This window comes from Streptomyces sp. NPDC051738 (genome assembly GCF_044453205.1).
In the GTDB taxonomy this organism is placed as follows: Bacteria; Actinomycetota; Actinomycetes; order Streptomycetales; family Streptomycetaceae; genus Streptomyces.
The window spans coordinates 149,545-174,696 of the sequence record NZ_JBITCM010000007.1 but is presented as its reverse complement, the minus strand read 5'-3'; the positions used below and the strand labels follow the sequence as shown (position 1 = coordinate 174,696).

Annotated in this window: 23 protein-coding genes; 13 read left to right on the top strand and 10 right to left on the bottom strand. The window is 70.3% G+C overall.

Translation table 11 applies throughout. The features are described 5' to 3' along the window. Positions 1-7: 7 nt before the first annotated feature. The gene (locus tag ACIA8X_RS18480) at positions 8-772 is read right to left on the bottom strand and encodes a S1 family peptidase (RefSeq protein ID WP_393442610.1); all 765 of its coding nucleotides are present in this window, start codon (positions 770-772) and stop codon (positions 8-10) included. A gap of 193 nt (positions 773-965) precedes the next feature. Here ACIA8X_RS18480 and ACIA8X_RS18475 point away from each other — a divergent pair, with 193 nt between their 5' ends. Next, the gene (locus ACIA8X_RS18475) at positions 966-1,862 is read left to right on the top strand and encodes a hypothetical protein (RefSeq protein WP_393442608.1); all 897 of its coding nucleotides are present in this window, start codon (positions 966-968) and stop codon (positions 1,860-1,862) included. A 213-nt stretch (positions 1,863-2,075) separates the two neighbouring features. Here the strand turns inward: ACIA8X_RS18475 and ACIA8X_RS18470 are convergent, their stop codons facing one another. After that, entirely contained in the window at positions 2,076-3,116 is a 1,041-nt protein-coding gene (locus tag ACIA8X_RS18470) for an SDR family oxidoreductase (protein WP_393442606.1), read from the bottom strand. A gap of 1 nt (position 3,117) precedes the next feature. Continuing rightward, complete coding sequence (locus ACIA8X_RS18465; protein ID WP_399458676.1) at positions 3,118-3,858, bottom strand: SDR family oxidoreductase; 741 nt, start codon at positions 3,856-3,858, stop codon at positions 3,118-3,120. 66 nt (positions 3,859-3,924) lie between these two features. Here ACIA8X_RS18465 and ACIA8X_RS18460 point away from each other — a divergent pair, with 66 nt between their 5' ends. Genes ACIA8X_RS18460 through ACIA8X_RS18445 form a run of 4 tightly spaced genes read left to right on the top strand, consistent with a single transcriptional unit; the run spans position 3,925 to position 7,338 of the window. Then, positions 3,925-4,701, top strand: a complete 777-nt coding sequence (locus tag ACIA8X_RS18460; protein WP_399458675.1) for an enoyl-CoA hydratase family protein — start codon at positions 3,925-3,927, stop codon at positions 4,699-4,701. Continuing rightward, the gene (locus ACIA8X_RS18455; RefSeq protein ID WP_399458674.1) at positions 4,698-5,534 is read left to right on the top strand and encodes a CoA transferase subunit A; all 837 of its coding nucleotides are present in this window, start codon (positions 4,698-4,700) and stop codon (positions 5,532-5,534) included. Before ACIA8X_RS18460 ends, ACIA8X_RS18455 begins: the two co-directional genes overlap by 4 nt. Continuing rightward, a complete protein-coding gene (locus ACIA8X_RS18450; protein ID WP_399458673.1) occupies positions 5,531-6,292 on the top strand; it encodes a CoA-transferase subunit beta in 762 nt (253 codons plus the stop codon). Before ACIA8X_RS18455 ends, ACIA8X_RS18450 begins: the two co-directional genes overlap by 4 nt. Then, positions 6,292-7,338, top strand: coding sequence for an NAD(P)H-dependent flavin oxidoreductase (locus ACIA8X_RS18445; RefSeq protein WP_393443248.1), 1,047 nt, complete (start codon positions 6,292-6,294; stop codon positions 7,336-7,338). Before ACIA8X_RS18450 ends, ACIA8X_RS18445 begins: the two co-directional genes overlap by 1 nt. 118 nt (positions 7,339-7,456) lie before the next feature. Here ACIA8X_RS18445 and ACIA8X_RS18440 read toward each other — a convergent pair whose 3' ends face one another. The 3 genes from ACIA8X_RS18440 to ACIA8X_RS18430 are packed head-to-tail and all read right to left on the bottom strand — an operon-like array spanning position 7,457 to position 10,075. Beyond that, on the bottom strand, positions 7,457-8,614 hold the full coding sequence (locus tag ACIA8X_RS18440) for an acetyl-CoA C-acetyltransferase (protein WP_393442596.1): 1,158 nt from the start codon (positions 8,612-8,614) through the stop codon (positions 7,457-7,459). A 42-nt stretch (positions 8,615-8,656) separates the two neighbouring features. Then, positions 8,657-9,268 carry a TetR/AcrR family transcriptional regulator gene (locus ACIA8X_RS18435; protein WP_093907091.1) on the bottom strand — a complete coding sequence of 204 codons (612 nt, stop codon included), beginning with the start codon at positions 9,266-9,268 and terminating at the stop codon, positions 8,657-8,659. Positions 9,269-9,283: 15 nt separating this feature from the next. Further along, on the bottom strand, positions 9,284-10,075 hold the full coding sequence (locus ACIA8X_RS18430) for an SDR family oxidoreductase (RefSeq protein WP_393442594.1): 792 nt from the start codon (positions 10,073-10,075) through the stop codon (positions 9,284-9,286). 104 nt (positions 10,076-10,179) lie between these two features. On the opposite strand from ACIA8X_RS18430, the gene ACIA8X_RS18425 reads away from it, so the two are divergent. Both ACIA8X_RS18425 and ACIA8X_RS18420 read left to right on the top strand, forming a co-directional pair. Further along, the gene (locus ACIA8X_RS18425; RefSeq protein WP_393442592.1) at positions 10,180-11,319 is read left to right on the top strand and encodes an acyl-CoA dehydrogenase family protein; all 1,140 of its coding nucleotides are present in this window, start codon (positions 10,180-10,182) and stop codon (positions 11,317-11,319) included. Continuing rightward, positions 11,319-12,284 (top strand): acyl-CoA dehydrogenase family protein, encoded by a 966-nt coding sequence (locus ACIA8X_RS18420; RefSeq protein WP_393442590.1) that lies wholly within the window; start codon positions 11,319-11,321, stop codon positions 12,282-12,284. Before ACIA8X_RS18425 ends, ACIA8X_RS18420 begins: the two co-directional genes overlap by 1 nt. 8 nt (positions 12,285-12,292) lie before the next feature. Here ACIA8X_RS18420 and ACIA8X_RS18415 read toward each other — a convergent pair whose 3' ends face one another. After that, positions 12,293-13,939: a cytochrome bc complex cytochrome b subunit gene (locus tag ACIA8X_RS18415; RefSeq protein ID WP_393442588.1), complete on the bottom strand. Its 1,647-nt coding sequence runs from the start codon at positions 13,937-13,939 to the stop codon at positions 12,293-12,295. 120 nt (positions 13,940-14,059) lie between these two features. After that, complete coding sequence (locus ACIA8X_RS18410) at positions 14,060-14,782, bottom strand: vWA domain-containing protein (RefSeq protein WP_393442586.1); 723 nt, start codon at positions 14,780-14,782, stop codon at positions 14,060-14,062. 148 nt (positions 14,783-14,930) lie between these two features. On the opposite strand from ACIA8X_RS18410, the gene ACIA8X_RS18405 reads away from it, so the two are divergent. The 6 genes from ACIA8X_RS18405 (at position 14,931) to ACIA8X_RS18380 (ending at position 18,925) form a co-directional block, all read left to right on the top strand. Beyond that, a complete protein-coding gene (locus tag ACIA8X_RS18405) occupies positions 14,931-15,866 on the top strand; it encodes a rhomboid family intramembrane serine protease (RefSeq protein ID WP_393442584.1) in 936 nt (311 codons plus the stop codon). Further along, the gene (locus ACIA8X_RS18400; RefSeq protein WP_393442582.1) at positions 15,863-16,771 is read left to right on the top strand and encodes a chitosanase; all 909 of its coding nucleotides are present in this window, start codon (positions 15,863-15,865) and stop codon (positions 16,769-16,771) included. The genes ACIA8X_RS18405 and ACIA8X_RS18400 overlap by 4 nt, the downstream gene beginning before the upstream one ends. A gap of 131 nt (positions 16,772-16,902) precedes the next feature. Then, positions 16,903-17,994 (top strand): Dot/Icm T4SS effector Zinc-dependent metalloprotease LegP, encoded by a 1,092-nt coding sequence (gene legP, locus ACIA8X_RS18395; protein WP_393442580.1) that lies wholly within the window; start codon positions 16,903-16,905, stop codon positions 17,992-17,994. Between the two features lie 45 nt (positions 17,995-18,039). After that, positions 18,040-18,318 carry a hypothetical protein gene (locus ACIA8X_RS18390; RefSeq protein ID WP_393442578.1) on the top strand — a complete coding sequence of 93 codons (279 nt, stop codon included), beginning with the start codon at positions 18,040-18,042 and terminating at the stop codon, positions 18,316-18,318. After that, on the top strand, positions 18,315-18,575 hold the full coding sequence (locus ACIA8X_RS18385; RefSeq protein ID WP_031483461.1) for a hypothetical protein: 261 nt from the start codon (positions 18,315-18,317) through the stop codon (positions 18,573-18,575). Before ACIA8X_RS18390 ends, ACIA8X_RS18385 begins: the two co-directional genes overlap by 4 nt. A gap of 14 nt (positions 18,576-18,589) precedes the next feature. After that, complete coding sequence (locus tag ACIA8X_RS18380; protein WP_393442576.1) at positions 18,590-18,925, top strand: YbaY family lipoprotein; 336 nt, start codon at positions 18,590-18,592, stop codon at positions 18,923-18,925. A gap of 96 nt (positions 18,926-19,021) precedes the next feature. On the opposite strand, the gene ACIA8X_RS18375 is transcribed toward ACIA8X_RS18380, so the two are convergent. Together ACIA8X_RS18375 and gltB are read right to left on the bottom strand one after the other, a co-directional pair. Continuing rightward, positions 19,022-20,482: a glutamate synthase subunit beta gene (locus ACIA8X_RS18375; RefSeq protein WP_393442574.1), complete on the bottom strand. Its 1,461-nt coding sequence runs from the start codon at positions 20,480-20,482 to the stop codon at positions 19,022-19,024. Next, positions 20,475-25,082, bottom strand: a complete 4,608-nt coding sequence (gltB, locus tag ACIA8X_RS18370) for a glutamate synthase large subunit (protein WP_393443246.1) — start codon at positions 25,080-25,082, stop codon at positions 20,475-20,477. The genes ACIA8X_RS18375 and gltB overlap by 8 nt, the downstream gene beginning before the upstream one ends. Positions 25,083-25,152: the final 70 nt, after the last annotated feature.

Sequence of the window (25,152 nt, the reverse complement as noted above, 5' to 3'; positions counted from 1 at the left end):
CGGCCGCCTACAGCGCGTTCGCCGCCCGGGCTATGTCCTTCGCGAAGGTGCTGACCTCCGTGTAGACGCCGGGCACGCCGGCGCGGGCGCAGCCGTCGCCCCAGCTGACTATGCCGACCTGGATCCACTTGCCCGCGTCGTCCTTGCGGAACATGGGGCCGCCGGAGTCGCCCTGGCAGGTGTCGATGCCGCCGCTCTGGTAGCCGGCGCACAGTTCCTCCTTCGACACCAGCCGGTTGCCGTAGTGGCGCTTGCAGATGCGGTCGGCGACGAAGGGAACGGCGGCCTTCTGGAGCTTGGTCGTGCCCGTGCCGCCTCCCTCCTCGGTGTCGCCCCACCCGGCGATCGTGAACATGCCGCGGTTGTAGCGGTCCGTGGTGGCGATCTTCAGCGTCGGCTTGTCGATGGGCCGGGCGAGCTTGATCAGCGCCCAGTCCTTGCCGGAGCCGTTGTAGCCCGGGGCCACCTTGACCTTCTTCGACTTCACCTTGATCGCGGCGGAGGAGTCGAGGTCGTTGACACCAGCGGTGACGGTGATGCTGGTGTTGTTGCCGGAGCCGTCCATGCAGTGGGCGGCGGTCAGGACGACGTCCTTCTTGTAGAGCGCCCCGCCGCAGCCCATGGAGAGATGGACCATGAACGGGAACTCGTTCTGCGCGGCGGGCGTTCCACCGACGACGCGGGTGGACGCGGCGTTCGCGCTGAGGGGCTGGAGGGAGGCGACCGCGAGGGCGACGGCACCGACGGCCGCCGCTCTCTTGGCCAGGGTCATGCCGCTTCTCTTCGGCGAGCTGGAGGTCAACATACGTCCTTTCATGGCGTGTTGAGCGGCCCGCAGTATGAAGATCAGGTGGCATGTCTGACAAGGACGGATCTCACGCACCGGCGGTGGAACCTCGCCGGGGAAAATCCCCTCTCCTCCCCGTAGAGTGGAATCGGGTTCAAGGCGTCTTGGGGGTACGGGCGTGGCGAACGGCGGACCGGTTCAGCACGGCTTCCCACATCTGGAGACGGTGCGGGCCTCCATCACCGCGCTCTACAGGCGGCTGTCGTACGACACCATCCAGACGTTCGCGGCCAGCGTGGCGCCGGTCGACGTGGCGTTCTCCGACACGGACGACCTGTATCTGGGCGCGCAGCGGGTGGCCCGCGAGCTGGTGCGGCACTACCACCTTCCGGATGCCCGGCTGATCGTCGGCTTCCGGGAGATGAGCCACGCGGCGAACGTCGAACTCGCCGCCGGGCCCGAGTACTTCGTCGAGCTGAACGACCGTTTCCGCACCCATCGCCGGGACATCGGGGCGGCGCTCGCCCACGAGGTGATGCATGTGTATCTGCACCGCCTCGGCCTGTCCTTCCCGGGCACGCGGGACAACGAGATCCTCACGGACACGGCGACGACGTATCTGGGCGCGGGCTGGCTGCTCCTCGACGCGTACCGGGAGGACGCGGCGTCCTCGCAGAAGCTGGGGTATCTGACGCCGGAGGAGTTCGGGTACGTCCTCGCCAAGCGGGCGCTGCTGTTCGCGGAGGATCCGTCGGTGTGGTTCACCAGTCCGCAGGCGTACGGGGCGTATGTGAAGGGCATGGCCGAGGCGCGGCGGGACGAGGAGCAGCCGCCGCTGACGGCGGCCGGGTGGGCGGGGCGGCGGCGCTATGCCCGGGACCGGCGGCATGCGCAGGACCACCGCGGTGGCTTGGGTCGGCCGGGGGTGCCGTATGCGTTCACGCCGGATGGGCGGGGGCCGTTGCGGGTGTCGTTTCCCTGTCCTACGTGTCAGCAGCGGATTCGGGTGCCGGTGCGGGGGCGGGTTCGGGCGCGGTGTGGGTTGTGCCGGAGGGTGTTGGAGTGCGACACGTAGGGGCGACGCAGGGCAGTTTTCGCCCCCGCCGCCCCTACCCGTCCCATCCTTCTGGGGCTCCGCCCCAGACCCCGCTCCTCAAACGCCGGAGGGGCTGGTTTTTCAGCCCGTCCGGCGTTTGAGGACGAGGCCCTTTCGGGGCCAAAGCGGGGGTCTGGGGGCGGCAGCCCCCAGGGACGGGAAGGGTAGGGGCGGCGGGGGCGAAAACAACCCTCACGCGCCGTACACCACCCCCGCCACCCCCGCCTCCCCCACCAGCTTCAGCGCCGCCTCCCCCACCTCCTCCGGCATCCACCGCGCCCCCTTTTCCACGCTCGGCCCCGCCCGCCACCCCTCCATCACCGTGATCCGCCCGCCCTCCACCTCGAAGACCCTCCCCGTCACGCCCTCACTCACCACCGAGCCCAGCCAGACGACCAACGGCGAGACGTTCTCCGGCGCCATGGCGTCGAATCCGGCGTCGGGGGCCGCCATGGAATCCGCGAAGGTACGTTCCGTCATCCGCGTGCGCGCCGCCGGCGCGATCGCGTTGACCTGGACGCCGTAGCGGGACAACTCGGCCGCCGCGACCAGCGTCAGGGCGAGGATTCCGGCCTTCGCGGCGCTGTAGTTGCCCTGGCCGAGCGAGCCCAGCAGCCCCGCCCCGCTGCTCGTGTTGACGACCCTGGCGTCCGGGGTACGCCCCGCCTTCGCCTCCGCCCGCCAGTGCGCGGCCGCGTGCTTCAGGGGGAGGAAGTGACCCTTGAGGTGGACGCGTACGACGGCGTCCCAGTCGTCCTCGTCGAGGTTGACCAACATCCGGTCACGCAGGAAGCCGGCGTTGTTGACGAGCGTGTCGAGGCGACCGTACGTCTCCAACGCGGCCGCCACCAGGGAGGCCGCCCCGGCGCTCGTCGCCACGTCACCACTGTGCGCAACCGCCTCACCGCCCGCCGCGCGAATCTCTTCGACCACTTGGCGGGCGGGGCTGCCCGTGGCCGCCTGCCCGGCTGGACTGCCTTCAGTCACCTGCCTGGCCAGACCGTCCTCAACCGCCTGCCCGGCCGGACCGTCCTCAGCCACCTGCCGCCCCAGACCACCCCCAGCCACCCCCCGGTCAGCCCCGTCCACCCCCGGCGTCCCGTCCAACCCGACCCCGAGGTCGTTGACCACGACCTTCGCCCCCTCCGCCGCGAACGCGAGCGCGTGCGCACGTCCGAGCCCCCGCCCCCCGCCGGTGACCACGACGACCCGTCCCTCGCACATCCGGCTCATCTCATGCCTCCTTGTTGACCGTTGCGGCGTCCAGGAACGCGGGCCGCTCGCCCCCGCCGTGCACGAGCAGGCTCGCCCCGCTGATGTAGGCGGCGGTGTCGGAGGCGAGGAAGACGGCTGCCGTGCCGATGTCGGACGGTTCGGCGAGGCGGCCGAGCGGGACGGTGCGGGAGACGGCCGCGATGCCGTCCTCGCCCCCGTAGTGCAGGTCCGACCGCTCCGTGCGCACCATGCCCACGACCAGCGTGTTGACCCGCACCTCAGGCGCCCACTCCACCGCCATCGACCGGGCCAGGCTCTCAAGACCGGCCTTGGCCGCCCCGTACGCCGCCGACCCGGGCGACGGACGGCCGCCGCTGACACTGCCGATCATCACCACCGAGCCCCGCGCCCGCCTCAGCTGCTCGTACGCGGCCAGGGACGCCGTCATCGGCGCGACGAGGTTCAGCTCGATCACGCGCGCGTGCCGCTCGGCATCCGCGTCCGTCAACCGACGGTACGGTGTGCCACCCGCATTGTTGACCAACACATCCAGCCGGGGCAGGGCCGCGAAGAAGGCCCGTACGGCTTCCGGGTCACGGAGGTCGAGCGACCTGAACTCGGCGTCCGCGCACGGGACTTCGGGTGGCCTGCGCGCACAGACCACGACCTCCGCACCGGCCTCGGCGAAGGCCCGCGCTATCCCGGCACCGACACCCCGCGTGCCGCCCGTGACGACCACGACCTTCCCGTCCAGCCTCATGCGCGGTTACCCTTCACCCAGCAACTCACCTAACAAACGTTTGGTGGAAAGGTAGCTGATGCGGCCATGGGTGTCTCCACCTCGTCCCCGGAAAAGGGGGCCGAAGACGATGGGATCGCCGTCGTCACCGTCGACTTCCCACCGGTCAACGCCCTGCCGGTGGAGGGCTGGTTCGCGCTGGCCGACGCGGTGCGGGCGGCGGGCCGGGACCCGCGGATCCGGTGTGTCGTCATCACCGCCGAAGGGCGCGGGTTCAACGCCGGCGTGGACATCAAGGAGATACAGAAGGACGGGCACGGCGCGCTGATCGGCGCCAACCACGCCTGCGCGGACGCGTTCGCCGCGGTGTACGACTGCGAGGTGCCCGTCGTCGCTGCCGTGCACGGCTTCTGTCTGGGCGGCGGTATCGGTGTGGTGGGCAACGCGGACGCGATCGTGGCGAGCGAGGACGCCACCTTCGGGCTGCCCGAGCTGGACCGCGGAGCGCTGGGCGCGGCCACGCATCTGGCCCGGCTGGTCCCCCAGCATCTGATGCGCGCGCTGTACTACACCTCGCGCACGGCGACCGCGGCCGAGCTGCACGCGCACGGTTCGGTGTGGCGGGTCGTGCCGCGTCCGCACCTGCGCGCCGCCGCGCTGGAGCTGGCCCGCGAGATCGCCGCCAAGGACGGGCAGCTGCTGCGCCTGGCCAAGGCCGCGATCAACGGCATCGATCCGGTCGACGTGCGCCGCAGCTACCGCTTCGAGCAGGGCTTCACCTTCGAGGCCGGCCTCAGCGGGGTGGCCGACCGGGTTCGTGACACGTTCGGAGTGACTCGTTCGGAAGGGACGGTGGCTGAATGAGCGACAAGACGACGACCGCGGACGAGGTCGTGTCACGGCTGCACAGCGGCATGACCCTGGGCATCGGCGGCTGGGGCTCGCGTCGCAAGCCGATGGCCCTGGTGCGGGCCCTGCTGCGCTCCGACGTCACCGACCTGACGATCGTCTCGTACGGCGGCCCGGACGTCGGCATGCTGGCCGCCGCCGGACGGGTCCGCAAGCTGGTGACCGCCTTCGTCACGCTCGACTCCATCCCGCTGGAGCCGCACTACCGCGCGGCCCGGGAACGCGGCGCCTTCGAGCTCATGGAGATCGACGAGGCGATGTTCATGTGGGGGCTGCACGCCGCCGCGAACCGACTGCCCTTCCTCCCGGTGCGGGCCGGGATCGGTTCGGACGTCATGCGGGTCAACCCCGGTCTGCGGACGGTGACTTCGCCGTACGACGACGGGCAGACGTTCGTGGCCATGCCCGCGCTGCGTCTCGACGCGGCCCTGGTGCACGTCAACCGCGCCGACCGGCTGGGCAACGGCCAGTACCTGGGACCCGATCCCTACTTCGACGACCTGTTCTGCGAGGCCGCGGACACGGCGTACCTGTCGTGCGAACGGATCGTCGACACGGCCGAGTTGCTGAAGGAGGCGGCCCCGCAGTCGCTGCTGATCAAGCGGCACACGGTGGCTGGGGTCGTCGAGGCCCCGAACGGAGCGCACTTCACGTCCTGCGCACCCGACTACGGCCGGGACGAGGCCTTCCAGAAGACGTATGCGACCACGCCCTGGCCGGAGTTCTCGGCGCGGTTCCTCGGCGGGGACGAGCAGGCGTACCAGGCGGCGGTCAGGGAGGGGTCATGACCGAGGTCACCCGTGCACCTGCATCAATTCTCCCGCCCACTCGGGCCGAGTACTGCGTGATCGCCTGCGCCGAGGCCTGGCGCGGCGCGGGGGAGATCCTGGCGAGCCCGATGGGTCTGATCCCGTCCGTGGGGGCCCGGCTGGCCCGGCTCACCTTCGCACCGGACCTGTTGCTGACCGACGGCGAGGCGATACTCGTCCGGCCGGACGGGACGGCCGAGGGCTGGCTGCCGTACCGGCAGCATCTGGCCCTGGTCACCGGTGGCCGACGGCACGTGATGATGGGCGCGAGCCAGATCGACCGCTTCGGCAACCAGAACATCTCGTGCATCGGCGACTGGGAGCGGCCGAAACGGCAGCTGCTCGGGGTGCGGGGCGCACCCGTCAACACCCTCAACAATCCGACCAGTTACTGGGTCCCGAGGCACTCCCGGCGGGTCTTCGTCGAGAAGGTCGACCTGGTGTGCGGCGTCGGCTACGACCACGCGGCCGCGCATCCGGACACGGCCCGCTACCACCGCGTCCCCCGCGTCGTCTCCGACCTGGGCGTCTTCGACTTCGCCACACCCGACCACTCGATGCGGCTCGCCTCGCTCCACCCGGGCGTCACACCGGAGCAGGTCAGGGAGGCGACCGCCTTCGACCTGACCGTCCCGGACGACGTACCGCCGACGCGCGAACCCACCGCCGAGGAGCTGCGGCTCATCCGCGAGGTGATCGACCCGGAGAACACCCGCGCCAGGGAGGTCGGGGCGTGATGGAGACACCGCTGACGCGGCTGGTCGGGGTCCGCCACCCGATCGTGCAGACGGGGATGGGCTGGGTGGCGGGCCCACGGCTGGTCTCGGCGACGGCGAACGCGGGGGCGCTCGGCATCCTGGCCTCCGCGACGATGACCGTCGACCGGCTGCGGGAGGCGATACGCGAGGTCAAGTCCCGTACGGACGCGCCGTTCGGGGTGAACCTGCGGGCGGACGCCTCCGACGCCGGCGACCGGGTCCGCGTCATGATCGACGAGGGTGTGCGTGTCGCCTCCTTCGCCCTCGCGCCCTCCCGTGAGCTGATCGCCGAGCTGAAGGACGCGGGCGTGGTCGTCATCCCCTCGATCGGTGCCCGGCGGCACGCCGAGAAGGTCGCGGCGTGGGGCGCGGACGCGGTGATCGTGCAGGGCGGGGAGGGCGGCGGGCATACCGGCGAGGTGGCGACGACGGTGCTGCTGCCGCAGGTGGTCGACGCCGTGGACCTACCGGTCGTGGCGGCGGGCGGCTTCTTCGACGGGCGGGGGCTGGTCGCGGCGCTGGCCTACGGGGCGGCGGGCGTCGCCATGGGCACCCGCTTCCTGCTCACCTCGGACTCGACGGTGCCGGACGCGGTGAAGGCACGGTATCTGACGGCGACGGTCCGGGACGTGACGGTCACCCGGGCCGTGGACGGCCTGCCGCACCGCATGCTGCGTACGGAACTGGTCGACGCCCTGGAACACTCCGGCCGCGCACGGGCTCTCCTCCAGGCGGTCCGCAGAGCGGCGGGTTACCGCAAGCTGTCCGGCACGAGCTGGCGCCGGATGCTCCAGGACGGCCGCGCTCTCAAGCACGGCAAGGACCTGACCTGGAGCCAGGTCCTGCTCGCCGCGAACACGCCGATGCTGCTCAAGGCGTCCATGGTGGACGGCCGTACCGATCTGGGGGTGATGGCGTCCGGGCAGGTCGCCGGGGTGATCGACGACCTGCCGTCGTGCGCGGAGCTGGTGGAGCGGATCATGAAGGAGGCGGAGGAGACGCGGCAGCGGCTGACGGTCCTCTGACAGCCCACAGTTCGGCAACGCCCTAAGGGGCGCGGGACTGTATCAACATGCGGCTCCCCCCGCGTGGGCGCGACCAGCCACGACGGCGCCGCACACGAGCACCGACCCGTAGCGGCAGTCACAGCCTCTCGATGATCGTCACGTTCGCCTGTCCCCCGCCCTCACACATCGTCTGCAGCCCGAACCGACCACCCGTGCGCTCCAGTTCATGCAACAGGGTCGTCATCAGCTTCACACCGGTCGCGCCCAGCGGATGCCCGAGGGCGATCGCGCCCCCGTTGACGTTGACCTTGTCCGGGTCGGCGCCCGTCTCCTTCAACCAGGCCAGGACGACCGGCGCGAAGGCCTCGTTGATCTCGACGAGGTCGATGTCCTCGACCGAAAGGCCGGTCTTCTTCAGGGCGTGGGCGGTGGCGGGAATCGGGGCGGTGAGCATGCGGATGGGATCCTCACCGCGCACCGAGAGGTGGTGCACCCGGGCCCGGGGCGTGAGCCCATGCTCGCGCACCGCCCGCTCCGAGGCCAGCAGCATCGCCGCCGCGCCGTCGGAGACCTGCGAGGAACAGGCGGCGGTGATCGTGCCGCCGTCGACGACCGGCTTCAGCCCGGCCATCTTCTCCAGGGAGGTGTCACGACGCGGCCCCTCGTCGACGGCGACCGGCCCGTAGGGCACGACCTCCCGCTCGAAGCGCCCTTCGTCGATCGCCCGCAGCGCCCGCCGGTGCGAGCGCAGTGCGAACTCCTCCTGGTCCTGCCGGCTGATCCCCCACTTGGCCGCGATCATCTCGGCGCCGACGAACTGGTTGACGGGCTTCTCCCCGTACCGCGCCCGCCAGCCCTCGCTGCCCGCGAAGGGCCCCGCCGTCAGCCCCAGCGGCTCGGCGGCCTGTCGGGTGGCGAAGGCGATGGGGATCATCGACATGTTCTGCACGCCGCCCGCGACCACCAGGTCCTGGGTGCCGGACAGCACGCCCTGTGCCGCGAAGTGCACGGCCTGCTGCGAGGACCCGCACTGCCGGTCGACGGTCACACCCGGCACCTCCTCGGGCAGCCCGGCCGCCAGCCAGCAGGTCCGCGCGATGTCCCCGGCCTGCGGCCCCACGGCGTCCAGACAGCCGAAGACGACGTCCTCGACGGCGGCCGGGTCCATGCCCGCGCGCGACACGAGTTCCTTGAGGACATGCGCGCCCAGGTCGGCCGGATGGACCGCGCTGAGCCCTCCTTTGCGCCGCCCGACGGGCGTACGGACCGCTTCGACGATGTAGGCCTCGGCCATGGCGACTCCCCAACTCCCCATTGAGTTACGTGCGTACGGCGGTTACGTGCGTACGGCGATCCCGTCCAGCACCATCGACAGGTACTGCCGGGCGATCTCCTCCGGGCTGTGCTGTCCGCCCGGCCGGTACCAGGACGCGGCGACCCACACCGTGTCCCGCACGAACCGGTAGGTGAGCCGGACGTCGAGGTCGGACCGGAACACCCCGGCCGCGACCCCGCGCTCCAGCGTGGACAGCCACGCCTTCTCGAACCTGAGCTGCGACTCGGCGAGGAACGCGAACCGTTCCTGCGCCACCAGCTGCTTGTTCTCCTTCTGGTAGATCGCGACGGCGGCGCGGTGCCGGTCGATCTCCCGGAACGACTCGGTGACCAGGGCTTCGAGGGTCTCGCGGGGCCCCAGCTCGGCGCCCAGGACGGCGTCGTAGCCGCCCCAGAGCTCGTCGAGGAAGCTCCGCAGGATCTCCTCCAGCATCGACTCCTTGGAGTCGAAGTGGTAGTAGAGGCTGCCCGCGAGCATGCCCGCGTGGTCCGCGATCTTGCGTACGGTCGTGGCGTTGTAACCCTGCTCGGCGAAGACCTCGGCGGCGGTGTCGAGGAGTTCGCGCCGCCTGGCGGCTGCGGCGGTCACCTGGGGCTTCTTCTTGGTCGGCACGGGTCCATTGTCGTCCTAGGGGTGCTGGCTGCTCACGGAGACGACCTCTCCTGTCATGTACGACGAATAGCCGGAGGCCAGGAAGACGATCACGTTGGCCACCTCCCACGGCTCGGCGTACCGCCCGTAGGCCTCACGTTCCGTCAGCTCCTCCAGCAGCTCGGGCGAGGTCACCTTCACGAGGTGCGGATGCATGGCGAGGCTCGGTGACACCGCGTTGACCCGCACCCCGTACCCGGCCGCCTCGATCGCCGCGCACCGGGTCAGCGCCATCACGCCCGCCTTGGCGGCCGCGTAGTGCGCCTGCCCGGCCTGGGCGCGCCAGCCGACGACGGAGGCGTTGTTGACGATCACGCCGCCATGTCCGTCCGTACGGAACAGCCGCAGGGCCGCCCGCACGCACCGGAACGTGCCGTTCAACGTCACGTCGAGTACGCGGGACCACTGCTCGTCGGCCATGTCGACGAGGGCCGAAGTCCCGCCGAGTCCGGCGTTGTTGACGACGACGTCCAGCCGCCCGTGCTCCCGTACGGCCGCGTCGAACAGCGCCCGCACCTGCGTCTCGTCGGTCACGTCGCAGGGCAGCGCTGTCACCGATGCCGCGCCGAACTCCCCGGCCAGCTCGGCCTCGCACTCCTTCAGCCGCCGCGCATGAGCATCGCTGATCAGCACGCGCGCCCCCTCTTCGAGGAAGCGGCGCGCGGTCGCCCCGCCGATGCCCGCGCCGGCCGCCGCGGTGATGACGGCCGTGCGTCCACGGAGCAGTCCGTGCCCGGGAACGTACGCCGGCGCCTCGACGTTTGTCATGGCAGCACGCTAACCTACCAAACACTTGTTAGGGAAGACTCTTAGGCAGCCCGTAGGCACCTCGCAACCAGCTCGTAGGCAGCTCGCAGGAAGGGAGATCGGCCGTGGACCTCACCCACTCCGCCGCCGACGAGGCGTTCCGCGCCGAGGCGCGCGCCTGGCTGCGCGCGCACGTTCCGCCCGACCCGCTCCCCTCCCTGGAGACCCAGGACGGCTTCGCGGCACACCGGGCCTGGGAGGCCGAACTCGCCGCCGACCGCTGGTCGGTGGTGAACTGGCCGACGGCGTACGGCGGCCGGGACGCGACGCTCGTGCGATGGCTGCTGTTCGAGGAGGAGTACTGGGCGGCGGGCGCACCGGGACGCGTCAACCAGAACGGCGTCAGCCTTCTCGCCCCGACCCTCTTCGAGTACGGCACCGAGGAGCAACGCGCGCGTGTGCTGCCCTCCATGGCCACCGGCGAGGTGATCTGGGCGCAGGCCTGGTCGGAGCCCGAGGCCGGTTCCGATCTGGCGTCCCTGAAGTCGAGGGCCACGCGCACGGACGGCGGCTGGCTGCTGTCCGGCCAGAAGACCTGGTCCTCGCGCGCCGCCTTCGCCGACCGCGCGTTCGGCCTGTTCCGCACCGACCCGTCCGCACCCAAGCCCCACCAGGGCCTGACCTACCTGATGTTCGAGCTGCGCGCCCCGGGCGTCACGGTCCGCCCCATCGCCCGCCTCGACGGCAAGCCCGCCTTCGCCGAGCTGTTCCTGGACGAGGTGTTCGTGCCGGACGAGGACGTGATCGGCGAGCCGGACCAGGGCTGGCGGATAGCGATGTCGGCGGCGGGCAACGAACGCGGGTTGATGCTGCGCTCCCCGGGTCGGTTCCTCGCGAGCGCGGATCGCCTGCTGCACCTCTGGAACACCCAGGGCAGCCCGCAGAGCACCCGCAACCGCGTGGCCGACGCCCTGATCGGCGCCCGTGCGTATCAGCTCTTCACCTACGCGGCCGCCGCCCGCTTCCTCGACGGCGAGTCGATCGGCGCGGAGTCCAGCCTGAACAAGGTGTTCTGGTCGGAGTACGACATCGCGCTGCACGAAACGGCCCTCGATCTGCTGGGCACCGAGGGCGAGTTGGCCGACTCGGACTGGTCCGAGCGCTATGTCTTCGCCCTCGCCGGCCCGATCTACGCGGGCACGAACGAGATCCAGCGCGACATCATCGCCGAGCGGCTGCTCGGCCTGCCGAAGGGGCGACGCTGATGCGGTTCCTCCTGGACGCCGAGCAGCGGGCCTTCGCCGACTCGCTGGGCGCGATGCTGACAGCGGCGGACACGCCGTCGGCCGTACGGGAGTGGGCTCAGGGCGAGCATGCGCGGGGCCGTGCCCTGTGGTCCCGTATCGCCGAGGCGGGCGTGTTCGGGCTGGCGGTTCCGGAGGCGTACGAGGGGCTGGGGCCCCGGCCCGTCGAACTCGCCGTCGCCTTCGTGGAGTTGGGGCGGCATGCGATGCCGGGACCGCTCGTGGAGACGGTCACCGCCGCGGCGCTCCTCGCCGGTCTGCCGGACCCCGGCCCTGCCAAGCGGCTCCTGCCGGCGCTGGCGACGGGCGAGGCGATGGCGACGCTGGCGTGGACGGCGCCGTACGCCCTGGACGGCGACGCGGCCACCACCCACTTCGCGCTCACACCGCACGGCCTGTACCTCTCCCCCGGCCATGGCCCCGTACGCCCTTCCCTGGACCCTGCCCGCCGCCTCACCCCCCTCGCATCCGGCGGCGAACTCCTCAGCCCCGACCCGCCCACCGCGCACGCCCTCGCCTACGCCCGCCTGACCACCGCCGCCCAGGCCCTCGGTGTGGGCCTCGCGCTGCTCGACAGAACGGTCACCCACGTCAAGCAGAGGACCCAGTTCGGCGGCCCCATAGGTTCGTTCCAGGCCGTGAAGCATCGTCTGGCCGACGCGAAGATCGGCCTTGAGTTCGCCCGGCCCCTCGTCCTCGGCGCCGCGCTCACCATGGCGCCCGCCGACATCGCCGCCGCCAAGGTCACGGCGTGCGAGGCCGCGTACGCCACCGCTCGGACCGCGCTCCAGCTGCACGGCGCTATCGGCTACACGGCGGAGTACGACCTGTCGCTCTGGCTGACCAAGGCCCGCGCCCTGCGCACCGCCTGGGGCAGCCCGGACGTCTGCCGGGCCGAGGTGATCGGTGCCGCTGGACCTCGGTAGGGACCGTCTCAGTGGTGATCGCCGCTGGTGAGCTCGCGGTACTCCTCCGCCGTCGGCTTGGTGATCCGCGACCGGGGCCCGAACATCGCCCGCGCCAGCCTGGCCCGCACCCGCTGGGTCGGGGAGACCCGGCGCCGGACGCCGTTCGCGTCGACGAGCGGACCGACATCGTACGGCGGATGCTGCTCGTGCTGGGTGAGGGTGAACAGCTGCCCCTGGGAGAGGGGTTCGTGGACCTCGATGAACTCGCCCTGCGGGAGCCGTTTGATGGTGCCCGTCTCCCTGCCGTGCAGCACCTTGGCCCGGTCCCGGCGCTGCAGCCCGAGGCAGATGCGCTTGGTCACCATGTAGGTGACGACCGGCACGACGAAGACCGCGACCCGCACGAACCACGTGATCAGGTTGATGGACAGATGCAGATGCGTGGCCACGATGTCGTTGCCACCGCCGATCAGCAGCACCGCGTACAGGCTCAGCCAGGCCGCGCCGAGTCCGGTGCGCACGGGCATGTTGCGCGGCCGGTCGAGGATGTGGTGCTCACGTTTGTCGCCGGTGATCCACGCCTCGATGAAGGGATAGACGCCGAGCGCGAGCAGGATCAGCGGGAAGAGGGAGAAGGGGATGAAGACGCCCGGTTCCAGGGTGTGGCCCCAGAAGTTGATCTCCCATCCCGGCATCACCCGGATCAGGCCCTCGGAGAAGCCCAGATACCAGTCGGGCTGGGCGCCGGTGGTCACCAGGTCCGGGCGGTAGGGCCCGAAGGCCCACACGGGGTTGATGCTGGCGATGCCGCCCATGATCGTCAGCACGCCGAAGACCAGGAAGAAGAAGCCGCCCGCCTTGGCCATGTAGACCGGCAGGAAGGGCATCCCGACGACCGACTTCTGGTCGCGGCCGGGACCCGGGTACTGGGTGTGCTTGTGGTAGAAGACCAGGATCAGATGGGCGACCACCAGGCCGAGCATGATCCCGGGCAGCAGCAGGATGTGGATCGGGTACAGCCGCGCGATGAAGTCCTCTCCGGGGAACTCCCCGCCGAAGAGGAAGAACGCCACGTACGTCCCCACGATCGGGATCGACAGGATCGCGCCGTGCGCGAACCGCAGGCCGGTGCCGGAGAGCAGGTCGTCGGGGAGGGAGTAGCCGGTCAGGCCGGTGATGATGCCGAGCATCAGCAGGCTCCAGCCGAACACCCAGTTGATCTCGCGCGGCTTGCGGAAGGCGCCGGTGAAGAACACCCGCATCATGTGCACCAGCATGCCGGTGACGAAGACCAGCGCCGCCCAGTGGTGGATCTGCCGCATGAGCAGCCCGCCGCGCACGTCGAAGCTGATGTCGAGCGTGGACTCGTAGGCCCTGGTCATCAGGACGCCGTTGAGGGGCTCGTAGGCGCCGCTGTAGACGACCTCGCTGGTGCTCGGGTCGAAGAACAGGGTGAGATAGACGCCGGTGAGGATCAGGACGAGGAAGCTGTAGAGGCAGACCTCGCCCAGCATGAAGGACCAGTGGTCCGGAAAGACCTTGCGCATATTGGCCTTGGCCAGCGCATAGATCCCGAGCCGACCGTCTGCCCAGTCGGCGAGCTTCTCGCCCTTCCCGGGCGGGGCGGACCGCCGTGCCGCCGCTTCGTCGTTCCCCGAACGTGCGCCGTCCATACGCCGTCGCCTCCCCGTCGGATCAAACACAGGGTTACACGGCCATACCGCCCAAGCCAACGGGGCAAGCAACCGGGTGAGGAAGTTCCGCGAGCCCTCCAGGCCGGCGATGGTGCGCCGCTATGCCTGGACGATCCCCTGCGCACGCGCCGCCACCAGCCACTGGGGGAACTCGCCGACGAGCCGGTCGTACAGCTCGGCGTCGGACACCTTCCGTGGCTCCGCACCGGCATGGAAGAAGCCGGCGTTGTCGACGACCCGCTTGGCTGGGACGGACAGCTCGTCGAGCTTGCGCAGATAGTCGAACTGCTTGCTGTTCGGGTCCCCGAAGCCGATGAACTGCCAGAACAGCGGGAGCCTGGCCGCCTTGCACAGATACCGTTCCGCGGCGAGCTTGTTGATGGGTCCGCCGTCGGTCTGGAAGACGACCAGGGCGGGGTCCGTCGACCCGCTGTCGAGGTAGTGATCGATGACGGCGTCCATGGCCAGGTGGTAGCTGGTCTTGCCCATGTGCCCGAGGCCGGCCACGATCCGCTCGATGCGCCCCTGGTGGTCGGCCAGCGCGATCTCGGTCTCGCAGTCGACGTCGGTCGAGAAGAACACCACCGGGACGGTGCCGTCGTCGTCGAAGTGCGCCGACAGCCCGAGCACCCGGTCGGCGAGCGCCTGCACACTGCCGTCCTTGTAGTACGGCTTCATCGACCCGGAGTAGTCGACGACCAGGTAGACCGCGGCCCGCGCCCCGTCCAGCCCGTGCCCCCGCAGCGCCACCCCGGCGCTCTTGTACAGGCTGACCAACGCAGGTGCGGTCTCCTCGACCTTGCTGAGACTGATCGCTGCCATACTGTCTCCCCCCTCACGCGTCCCACTGGCAGCCGAGATTACGACACCACCCGCCCCGCCCCTCCCTCCGTCCACAGGTGTTCGCTATTTTGTTCGCCGCCGCCCCCACCGGCTCACCGTTCGTCCAGTCCCCTTCAAGGAGCCGGCTGTGGAGCCCGAGTCCGCCCAGCCCACTGTCACGACCTGCTATCGCCACCCCAAGGTCGAGTCCCACGTCCGCTGCACCCGCTGCGACCGGTACATCTGCCCGGACTGCATGCGGGAGGCGTCCGTCGGCCACCAGTGCGTGGAGTGTGTGAGGGAGGGGGCGCGGTCGGTGCGGCAGGCGCGGACGATCGTCGGTGGGCGGATCGCCGCGACGCCGCTCGTGACCTCCGTGCTCATCGGGCTCAACGTCCTCGCCTATCTGGCCGAGGTGGTGCGTCCGGAGCTCCTGGACCGGTTCGCGATGCTCGGCGCACGGCTGGTCGGGCCGGACGGCTACTACGTCTACGGGCCCGGGTACCCGTCGGACCTCCACGCCGAGGGCGTTGTCGCCGGAGAATGGGACCGGCTGCTGACCAGCGGGTTCCTCCACTCCGCGCCGACCGAGGGCACCTTCGGTGTGCTGCACATCGTGATGAACATGCTCGCGCTGTGGCAGCTCGGCCGGGTCGTGGAACCCATGCTCGGCCGGGTCCGGTACCTCGCGCTCTACCTGCTGGCGACGCTGGGCGGTTCGGTGTTCGAGCTGCTGCTCACCGACCCGCACGTGGAGTCGGTCGGTGCGTCGGGCGCGATCTTCGGTCTCGGTGCCGCGTACTACGTCCTCGCCCGCCGCGTCGGCGCCGACATGCGCTCCGTCAACCGCTTCATGGCGTTCCTGCTGCTGTGGCTGCTGCTCTCCGCGAGCCTCACCTCCTGGCAGGGCCACCTCGGCGGACTGCTGACGGGCGCCGCGGTCACCTTCGCCTACGCCTACGCCCCGCGCGGGCCGCGCCAGGCCCTGATCCAGACGGCCGCCTGCGTGGGCATGCTGGTGCTGCTGGCGGTGATCGCGGTCGCCAGGGTCGCGGAGCTGACCGGCTCGGGGGTCGCCCAGTGAGACGTATCGGAGTCCTGCTCTTCGCGGCCGTCCCCGTCGCCGTTGCGGCAGTCGTCTACTTCCTGATCCCCTCGGACTCCGCGGAGAGCCCGGCGGAATCCACCGCCGCGTCCGCGCAGCAGTCAGCCCTTCAGGAGGCCAAGAGCCGTGCCGAGCAGGACCGCGCGGCGGACGACGAGCTGATCGCGGACCTGCCGCCGGGCCTCGCCTCCCCCGCGAAGAAGGAGCTGGCCCAGCGGCTCGTGTCCAGCGCCGAGAGCTCGACCCTCGACTGGCGCCGCACCTACGGCTACATCGAGGACCTCGGCGACGGCCAGGGCTACACCGCCGGCATCATCGGCTTCTGCACCGGCACCCATGACCTGCTCGCCCTGGTCGAGAACTACACCGAGGCCCACCCGGACAACGGGCTCGCCCGCTATCTCCCCGCCCTGCGCGAGGTCGACGGCACGGACTCCCACGAGGGCCTGGACCCCGGTTTCACCCGGGCCTGGAAGGCGGAGGCCCAGGTGGCGGCGTTCCGTGCGGCCCAGGACGCCGAACGCGACCGCGTCTACTTCGACCCGGCGGTCCGCCTCGCCAAGCTCGACGGCCTCGGCACGCTGGGCCAGTTCGTCTACTACGACGCGATGGTCTTCCACGGCGCGGGCATCGACGAGGACGGCTTCTTCGTCCTGCGCGAACGCGCCCTGCGCAAGGCGGACTCCCCGTCCGAGGGCGGCTCGGAGAAGGCGTACCTGGACGTCTTCCTCGACGTACGCCGGGCGGCCATGCGGGCGAAGAAGCCGAACACTGACACCACCCGCATCGACACGGCCCAGCGGCGGTTCCTGAACAACGGCAACCTCCGGCTGAGCACACCGCTGGAATGGCAGGTGTACGGGGAGACGTACAGGGTGCCCTAGCCCAACCTGCCCTGGCCGCCCTGGGTCAGACGTACGAGACAAAAGCCGCCTCCGCCCACCATTGACGAAAGATGGCGCCTCATCGACGTTAATCACCCCAAGGGGGAAAAACGTCAATCAAGGGGGACGCCATGGCAGCCGACACGGCCGAACCAGCCGCCGCCGGTTCTGGGTTCGGGCCCTACCAGGTCGGACCGGAGGTGCAGGCCGGCCTCGTCCAACTGGCGGGCAAGGGGCCGAAGGCGGTGCAGTACACCGAGGTCGACGGGCAGCCCGTGTTCGAGGGCGACATCATCCTCGACCTCATCGAGTCCAAGCAGGTGGCCGCCGAGCACGCGGTGGCACTGGAGGAGAACGGGGTCATCCTGCCCGGCACGCAGTTCCGCTGGGTGAACGGCCTCGTGCCGTACGAGATCGACCCGAACCTGCCCGACCAGGCCCGGGTGACCGGCGCCATCGACCACTGGCAGCGCAACACCCGCATCCGCTTCGTGCAGCGCACGGCCCAGAACCAGGCGCAGTACCCGGACTTCATCCGGTTCGTCCCCGGCGGCGGCTGCAGTTCAGCCGTGGGCCGTCGGGGCACCGTCCAGCAGATCACGCTGGGCCAGGGCTGCGAACTCGGCGCCGCGATCCATGAGATCGGGCACGCCGTCGGGCTCTGGCACGAGCAGAGCCGCGAGGACCGGGACCAGTTCGTCACCATCCACTGGGCCAACATCCAGCAGGGCATGGCCCACAACTTCAACCAGCACATCACCGACGGCGACGACGTCGGCGCGTACGACTACCACTCGATCATGCACTACCCGCGCTGGGCGTTCTCCAGCAACAGCCAGGACACCATCGTGCCCCGGCAGAACGTCGAGATCGGCCAGCGGGCGGGGCTCAGCCCCGGGGACTGTCTCGCCGTACGCACGATGTACGCGAACCTGGAGTCACCGGCCCGCTTCTCCGGTGTGCAGTTCACCGGCCGGGTCGCGGCCGGGCAGGTCGGGCGCTGGTTCACCCACAGCTGGCCCGCGCACTGGTACGTCCACTGGACGGCCGTACCGACCGCGCCCGTGGTGGACGGGCCCGCGCAGATCGAGTCATGGGTCCAGGTGACCCGGCAGTCAGGTGGACTGCTCAAGTACTTCCTCAACATCCGCAATCTGACCGGCGGTCCGGTCGACATCCAGGCCCGCTACGACGTGCTCGGCTGGGGCGCCAACGCGACCTGACGGGGGCCGGGACAGAGCAAGCAGCAGCGAGAAGCAGGGGGAACGATGCAACCGATTGGAATGCAGGGCGAGTCGATGCCCGCCGGCTGGGCCGACGCGGTCGACGCCGGTCCGGCGCCGAGCCCGAGCGGGGCGCCGGGCGCTCCGGCGGGCACGGTCGTCACCGGGACCGGCAGCGGGATCGGAGGGCCCGAGTTCGCGGGTGCCGGGTACGCGCCGCTGGGCGCGGCACAGGACGGCGGGGGCGTCGTGGGCGTCCCGGCCGCGGAGAGTCTGAAGGACGGCGGGGGCGCGCCGGAGGCACCGAAGGGGGAAGAGTCGTGATTCTGGGAGTGCAGTTCCGCGGACAGGTACCGGCGAACACCAGCCGCCGATGGTTCACGCACAGCTGGCCGGAGGCCTGGCGGGTCGACTGGACGGTCGTACCCACGTGGCCGATGGTGGACGGCAACGCGCAGGTGGAGTGGAAGGTCCAAGTGGACCGTCAGGCGAGCAACCTGATCAAGTACTTCATCGAGATCCGCAACCTCACCGGCGGGCCGGTCGACATCGAGGCACGGTACGCCGTGCTCAACTCCTAGCGGACGAGCGTGACATGACCACTGTCTCCGGGCGAGTGCTCCTCACCCCCGACCTCGGCGCCTTCGAACAGGCGGTGCTACGGGTGCGGGTGCTCGACGTGACGGTGGCCGACGCGCCCTCGTACGAACTCACCGCGACGGCTCAGGACATCTCGTACGACGGGGAGGGCACCCGCGCCGTCCCCTTCGAGCTGTCGGCCGACTGGACACAGGGGCAGCGGGTCGTGGTGGACGCGCATCTCGACCGGTCCGGCAGCGGAGTCGTGGAGAGCGGGGACGCTCTGACCGTTCAGTCGCTGCCGGTGCCGGATGAACCGGCCCCGGTGACCGTGCGCCTGCGAGCCATCTGAGAAAGGCGACGGCGCCTGCCCTTTCGTCCGGTCGGGGACAAGGGGCAGGCGCCATCTGTGTTCCGTACGCCGTTGTACGGGACGTCTCTTGAGGTGTCAGACCATCAGCGAGCGGTCCGTCGGCCGGATCGGTGCCGGCAGCTCGCTCGCGCCGGTCAGGAACCGGTCGCAGCCGCGGGCGGCCGAGCGGCCCTCCGCGATGGCCCACACGATGAGCGACTGGCCGCGGCCCGCGTCACCGGCGACGAAGACACCCGGCACGTTGGTCTGGAAGTCGGCGTCGCGGGCGATGTTGCCGCGCTCGTCGAGCTCCAGGCCGAACTGCTCGACCAGGCCGTTCTCGCGGTCGGTGCCGGTGAAGCCCATGGCGAGGGTGACCAACTGGGCGGGGATCTTGCGCTCCGTGCCCGGCTTCGAGGTCAGCTTGCCGTCGATGAACTCGACCTCGCTGAGGTGCAGCCACTGGACGTTGCCGTCCTCGTCGCCCTCGAAGTGGGTGGTGGAGACGGAGTAGACCCGCTCGCCGCCCTCCTCGTGCGCGGACGTGACCTTGTACAGCATCGGGAAGGTCGGCCACGGCTGGTGCGCGGCACGGTCCTCGCCCGGCCTCGGCATGATCTCCAGCTGCGTCACCGAGGCCGCGCCCTGACGGTGGGCGGTGCCCACGCAGTCGGCGCCGGTGTCGCCGCCGCCGATGACCACGACGTGCTTGCCCTCGGCCGAGATCGGGGCGGTGACGTAGTCGCCCTCCTGGACCTTGTTGGCCAGCGGCAGGTACTCCATGGCCTGGTAGATGCCCTTGAGCTCACGGCCGGGGACCGGGAGGTCACGGGCGGTCGTGGCACCGGCGGCGATGACGATCGAGTCGTACCGCTTCTTCAGGTCGGTGGCCTTGAGGTCCTTGCCGATCTCGATGCCGGTGCGGAAGCGGGTGCCCTCCGCGCGCATCTGCTCGATACGGCGGTTGATGTGCCGCTTCTCCATCTTGAACTCGGGGATGCCGTACCGGAGAAGGCCTCCGATGCGGTCCGCGCGCTCGTAGACGGCGACCGTGTGACCGGCGCGGGTCAGCTGCTGGGCGGCGGCCAGGCCGGCCGGGCCCGAGCCGATGACGGCGACGGTCTTGCCGGACAGGCGCTCCGGGGCCTGCGGGGCGACGGTGCCCGCGTCCCACGCCTTGTCGATGATCGAGACCTCGACGTTCTTGATGGTGACGGCCGGCTGGTTGATGCCGAGCACGCAGGCCGACTCGCAGGGCGCCGGGCAGAGGCGACCGGTGAACTCCGGGAAGTTGTTGGTCGCGTGCAGGCGCTCCGACGCCGCCGACCAGTCCTCGCGGTAGGCGTAGTCGTTCCACTCGGGGATGAGGTTCCCGAGCGGACAGCCGTTGTGGCAGAACGGGATGCCGCAGTCCATGCAGCGGCTGGCCTGCTTGCTGATGATCGGCAGCAGGGAGCCGGGGACGTAGACCTCGTTCCAGTCCTTGAGGCGTACGTCGACGGGGCGGGACTTGGCGACCTCGCGGCCGTGGTTCAGAAAGCCCTTCGGGTCAGCCATTGATCGCCGCCTCCATCATCTTCTCGGTGATCTCGGTCTCGGACAGACCGGCTCGCTCGGCGGCGTCCTTGGCGGCGAGCACTGCCTTGTACGTGCTGGGGATGATCTTGCTGAAGCGCTCGACCGCGGTCTCCCACTCGGCCAGCAGCTTCTCGGCGACCGTGGAGCCGGTCTCCTCCTGGTGACGGCGGACCACGTCGTGCAGCCACTGCTTGTCGGTGTCGTCGAGGGCCTCGACGGCGCTGACGTTGCCGACGTTGACGTTGTCGCGGTCGAGGTCGATGACGTACGCGATACCGCCGGACATACCGGCCGCGAAGTTACGTCCCGTCTCGCCCAGGACCACCGCGTGGCCACCGGTCATGTACTCGCAGCCGTGGTCGCCCACGCCCTCGGAGACGACCGTCGCGCCGGAGTTGCGGACACAGAACCGCTCGCCCGTACGACCGCGCAGGAACAGTTCGCCGCCGGTCGCGCCGTACGCGATGGTGTTGCCCGCGATCGTCGAGAACTCGGCGAGGTGGTCGGCGGCCCGGTCCGGGCGGACGACGACGCGGCCACCGGAGAGGCCCTTGCCGACGTAGTCGTTGGCGTCGCCCTCCAGGCGCAGCGTGACACCGCGCGGGAGGAAGGCGCCGAAGGACTGGCCGGCGGAGCCCGTGAAGGTGATGTCGATCGTGTCGTCGGGCAGACCAGCGCCGCCGAACTTCTTCGTCACCTCGTGGCCGAGCATGGTGCCGACCGTGCGGTTGATGTTGCGGACCTTGATCTGGGCCCGCACCGGCTGGGCGTCGGTCGCGGAGTCCGCGGCCAGGGCGTCGGCGGCGAGCTTGATGAGCTCGTTGTCGAGCGCCTTCGCCAGGCCGTGGTCCTGCTCGACGATCTGGTGGCGCACCGCGCCCTCGGGCAGCTCGGGCACGTGGAACAGCGGCTCCAGGTCCAGGCCCTGTGCCTTCCAGTGGTCGACGGCACGCGCGACGTCCAGCGTCTCGGCGTGGCCGACGGCCTCCTCGATGGAGCGGAAGCCCAGCTCGGCGAGGATCTCGCGGACCTCTTCGGCGATGTACTGGAAGAAGTTGACGACGTACTCGGCCTTGCCGGAGAACCGGTCCCTGAGGGTCGGGTTCTGGGTGGCGATGCCGACCGGGCAGGTGTCCAGGTGGCAGACGCGCATCATGATGCAGCCGGAGACGACGAGCGGCGCGGTCGCGAAACCGAACTCCTCGGCGCCGAGCAGCGCGGCGATGACGACGTCACGGCCGGTCTTCAGCTGGCCGTCGGTCTGCACGACGATGCGGTCGCGCAGGCCGTTGAGCAGCAGCGTCTGCTGGGTCTCGGCGAGGCCGAGCTCCCAGGGGCCACCGGCGTGCTTCAGCGAGGTGAGCGGGGAGGCACCCGTACCGCCGTCGTGGCCGGAGATGAGCACCACGTCGGCGTGCGCCTTGGACACACCCGCCGCGACCGTGCCGACGCCGACCTCGGAGACCAGCTTGACGTGAATCCGCGCCTGCGGGTTCGCGTTCTTGAGGTCGTGGATCAGCTGGGCCAGGTCCTCGATGGAGTAGATGTCGTGGTGCGGCGGCGGGGAGATGAGGCCCACGCCCGGCGTCGAGTGACGCGTCTTGGCGACCCACGGGTAGACCTTGTGGCCGGGCAGCTGACCGCCCTCACCGGGCTTGGCGCCCTGGGCCATCTTGATCTGGATGTCGTCCGCGTTGACCAGGTACTCGGAGGTCACACCGAAGCGGCCGGAAGCGACCTGCTTGATGGACGACCGGCGCGCCGGGTCGTACAGACGGTCCGGGTCCTCGCCGCCCTCACCCGTGTTGGACTTGCCGCCCAGCTGGTTCATGGCGATGGCGAGGGTCTCGTGCGCCTCCTTGGAGATGGAGCCGTACGACATGGCGCCGGTGGAGAAGCGCTTGACGATCTCGCTGGCCGGCTCGACCTCGTCGATGGAGATGGGCTGCCGGTCGGACTTGAAGCCGAACAGGCCGCGGAGCGTCATCAGGCGCTCGGACTGCTCGTTCACACGCTCGGTGTACTTCTTGAAGATGTCGTAGCGACCGGTGCGCGTGGAGTGCTGGAGGCGGAAGATCGTCTCCGGGTCGAACAGGTGCGGCTCGCCCTCGCGACGCCACTGGTACTCGCCGCCTATCTCCAGGGCGCGGTGCGCCGGAGCGATGCCGGAGGCGGGGTACCCCTTGGCGTGGCGGGCGGCGACCTCCTTGGCGATGACGTCGATGCCGACGCCGCCGATCTTGGTGGCGGTGCCGTTGAAGTACTTCTCGACGAAGGCGTCGTCGAGACCGACGGCCTCGAAGACCTGGGCGCCGCGGTAGGAGGCGACCGTCGAGATGCCCATCTTGGACATGACCTTCAGGACGCCCTTGCCGAGGGCGTAGATCAGGTTGCGGATGGCCTGCTCGGCCTCGATGCCCGACAGGAAGGTGCCGGCGCGGACGAGGTCCTCGACGGACTCCATCGCCAGGTACGGGTTGACCGCGGCGGCGCCGTAGCCGATGAGCAGCGCGACGTGGTGGACCTCGCGGACGTCGCCGGCCTCGACCAGCAGGCCCACGTGGGTGCGCTGCTTGGTGCGGATGAGGTGGTGGTGGACGGCCGCGGTGAGCAGCAGCGACGGGATCGGCGCGTGCTCGGCGTCGGAGTGGCGGTCCGACAGGACGATCAGCCGGGCGCCGTTGTCGATGGCGGCGTCGGCCTCGGCGCAGATCTCCTCTATGCGCGCGGCGAGGGCGTCGCCGCCGCCGTGCACCCGGTACAGGCCGGAGAGGGTCGCGGCCTTGAAGCCGGGCATGTCGCCGTCGGCGTTGATGTGGATGAGCTTGGCCAGCTCGTCGTTGTCGATCACCGGGAAGGGCAGGGTGACCGAGCGGCAGGAGGCGGCCGTCGGGTCGAGCAGGTTGCCCTGCGGGCCGAGGGACGAGTGCAGCGAGGTCACGAGCTCCTCGCGGATGGCGTCCAGCGGCGGGTTGGTGACCTGCGCGAACAGCTGGGTGAAGTAGTCGAAGAGCAGGCGCGGGCGCTCGCTCAGCGCGGCGATGGGCGAGTCGGTGCCCATGGAGCCGAGCGGCTCACCGCCGGTCTTGGCCATCGGCGCCAGGATGATGCGCAGCTCCTCCTCGGTGTAACCGAAGGTCTGCTGGCGGCGGGTGACCGAGGCGTGCGTGTGCACGATGTGCTCGCGCTCGGGCAGGTCGGACAGCTCGATCTCGCCGGCTTCCAGCCACTCGGCGTACGGCTTCTCCGCCGCGAGCTGGGCCTTGATCTCGTCGTCCTCGATGATGCGGTGCTCGACGGTGTCGACGAGGAACATGCGGCCGGGCTGCAGCCGGCCCTTGCGGACGACCTTGGCCGGGTCGATGTCGAGGACGCCGACCTCGGAGCCGAGGACGACGAGGCCGTCGTCGGTGACCCAGTAGCGGCCGGGGCGCAGGCCGTTGCGGTCGAGCACGGCGCCGACCTGGGTGCCGTCGGTGAAGGTGACACAGGCCGGGCCGTCCCAGGGCTCCATCATCGTGGAGTGGAACTGGTAGAAGGCGCGCCGGGCCGGGTCCATGGAGTCGTGGTTCTCCCACGCCTCCGGGATCATCATCAGCACGGAGTGCGGCAGCGAGCGGCCGCCGAGGTGGAGCAGCTCCAGCACCTCGTCGAAGGACGCCGAGTCGGAGGCGTCCGGCGTACACACCGGGAAGATGCGGTCGAGGGCCTTGTCGTCGGACCCGAACAGATCGGAGACGAGCTGCGACTCGCGGGCGACCATCCAGTTGCGGTTGCCCTTGACGGTGTTGATCTCACCGTTGTGCGCGACGAAGCGGTACGGGTGGGCGAGCGGCCACGACGGGAAGGTGTTCGTGGAGAACCGGGAGTGCACGAGCGCGATCGCGGAGCCGAACCGGCGGTCGGACAGGTCCGGGAAGAAGGGCTCCAGCTGGCCCGTGGTCAGCATGCCCTTGTAGACGATGGTGCGGGCCGAGAGCGACGGGAAGTAGACACCGACCTCACGCTCGGCGCGCTTGCGCAGCACGAAGGCCTTGCGGTCGAGGGCGATACCCGTGGCAGACGCGGCCGAGCCGTCGGCGACGAAGATCTGCCGGAAGGCCGGCATGGTCGACCGGGCGGTGGCACCGAGCAGCTCGGGAGCGACCGGAACCTCACGCCAGCCGAGGACCGTCAGGCCCTCCTGACCGGCGATCGTCTCGATCTGTGAGACGGCCTCGGCCGTCCCGTCCTCCGGCAGGAAGGCGGTACCGACGGCGTACGCACCGGCCGCGGGCAGTTCGAATTCGGCCACGTCACGGAAGAACGCGTCGGGCACCTGAGAGAGGATTCCGGCACCGTCGCCGGAGTCGGGCTCGGAGCCGGTGGCACCGCGGTGCTCAAGGTTGCGCAGGACCGTAAGGGCCTGTTCGACCAGGGTGTGGGACGCCTCGCCGGTGAGGGTGGCGACGAAACCGACGCCGCACGCGTCGCGTTCGTTGCGGGGGTCGTACATACCCTGCGCAGCAGGGCGAGCATCCATGAAGGACCAGTTCCGGCCATTCGCGGAGTGCTGGGACGGCTGGCGCGGCGTACGCATCGGCTCTCCCGTCGTCGTCATGTGGCATATGCAGATTGCCGAGGGACGACGTTGGCCCTCTGCGTGAGTG

What these genes read in the sequence shown, in the direction of transcription:
- ACIA8X_RS18440 (WP_393442596.1), bottom strand. Translation starts at nt 8,614, where the DNA reads ATGGCCGAGGCCTACATCGTCGAAGCGGTCCGTACGCCCGTCGGGCGG.
- ACIA8X_RS18455 (WP_399458674.1), top strand. Translation starts at nt 4,698, where the DNA reads ATGAGCGACAAGACGACGACCGCGGACGAGGTCGTGTCACGGCTGCAC.
- legP (WP_393442580.1), top strand. Translation starts at nt 16,903, where the DNA reads ATGGCAGCCGACACGGCCGAACCAGCCGCCGCCGGTTCTGGGTTCGGG.
- ACIA8X_RS18415 (WP_393442588.1), bottom strand. Translation starts at nt 13,939, where the DNA reads ATGGACGGCGCACGTTCGGGGAACGACGAAGCGGCGGCACGGCGGTCC.
- ACIA8X_RS18375 (WP_393442574.1), bottom strand. Translation starts at nt 20,482, where the DNA reads ATGGCTGACCCGAAGGGCTTTCTGAACCACGGCCGCGAGGTCGCCAAG.
- ACIA8X_RS18480 (WP_393442610.1), bottom strand. Translation starts at nt 772, where the DNA reads ATGACCCTGGCCAAGAGAGCGGCGGCCGTCGGTGCCGTCGCCCTCGCG.
- ACIA8X_RS18380 (WP_393442576.1), top strand. Translation starts at nt 18,590, where the DNA reads ATGACCACTGTCTCCGGGCGAGTGCTCCTCACCCCCGACCTCGGCGCC.
- ACIA8X_RS18430 (WP_393442594.1), bottom strand. Translation starts at nt 10,075, where the DNA reads ATGACAAACGTCGAGGCGCCGGCGTACGTTCCCGGGCACGGACTGCTC.
- ACIA8X_RS18450 (WP_399458673.1), top strand. Translation starts at nt 5,531, where the DNA reads ATGACCGAGGTCACCCGTGCACCTGCATCAATTCTCCCGCCCACTCGG.
- ACIA8X_RS18445 (WP_393443248.1), top strand. Translation starts at nt 6,292, where the DNA reads ATGGAGACACCGCTGACGCGGCTGGTCGGGGTCCGCCACCCGATCGTG.
- ACIA8X_RS18420 (WP_393442590.1), top strand. Translation starts at nt 11,319, where the DNA reads ATGCGGTTCCTCCTGGACGCCGAGCAGCGGGCCTTCGCCGACTCGCTG.
- ACIA8X_RS18460 (WP_399458675.1), top strand. Translation starts at nt 3,925, where the DNA reads ATGGGTGTCTCCACCTCGTCCCCGGAAAAGGGGGCCGAAGACGATGGG.
- ACIA8X_RS18465 (WP_399458676.1), bottom strand. Translation starts at nt 3,858, where the DNA reads ATGAGGCTGGACGGGAAGGTCGTGGTCGTCACGGGCGGCACGCGGGGT.
- gltB (WP_393443246.1), bottom strand. Translation starts at nt 25,082, where the DNA reads ATGCGTACGCCGCGCCAGCCGTCCCAGCACTCCGCGAATGGCCGGAAC.
- ACIA8X_RS18390 (WP_393442578.1), top strand. Translation starts at nt 18,040, where the DNA reads ATGCAACCGATTGGAATGCAGGGCGAGTCGATGCCCGCCGGCTGGGCC.
- ACIA8X_RS18470 (WP_393442606.1), bottom strand. Translation starts at nt 3,116, where the DNA reads ATGAGCCGGATGTGCGAGGGACGGGTCGTCGTGGTCACCGGCGGGGGG.
- ACIA8X_RS18410 (WP_393442586.1), bottom strand. Translation starts at nt 14,782, where the DNA reads ATGGCAGCGATCAGTCTCAGCAAGGTCGAGGAGACCGCACCTGCGTTG.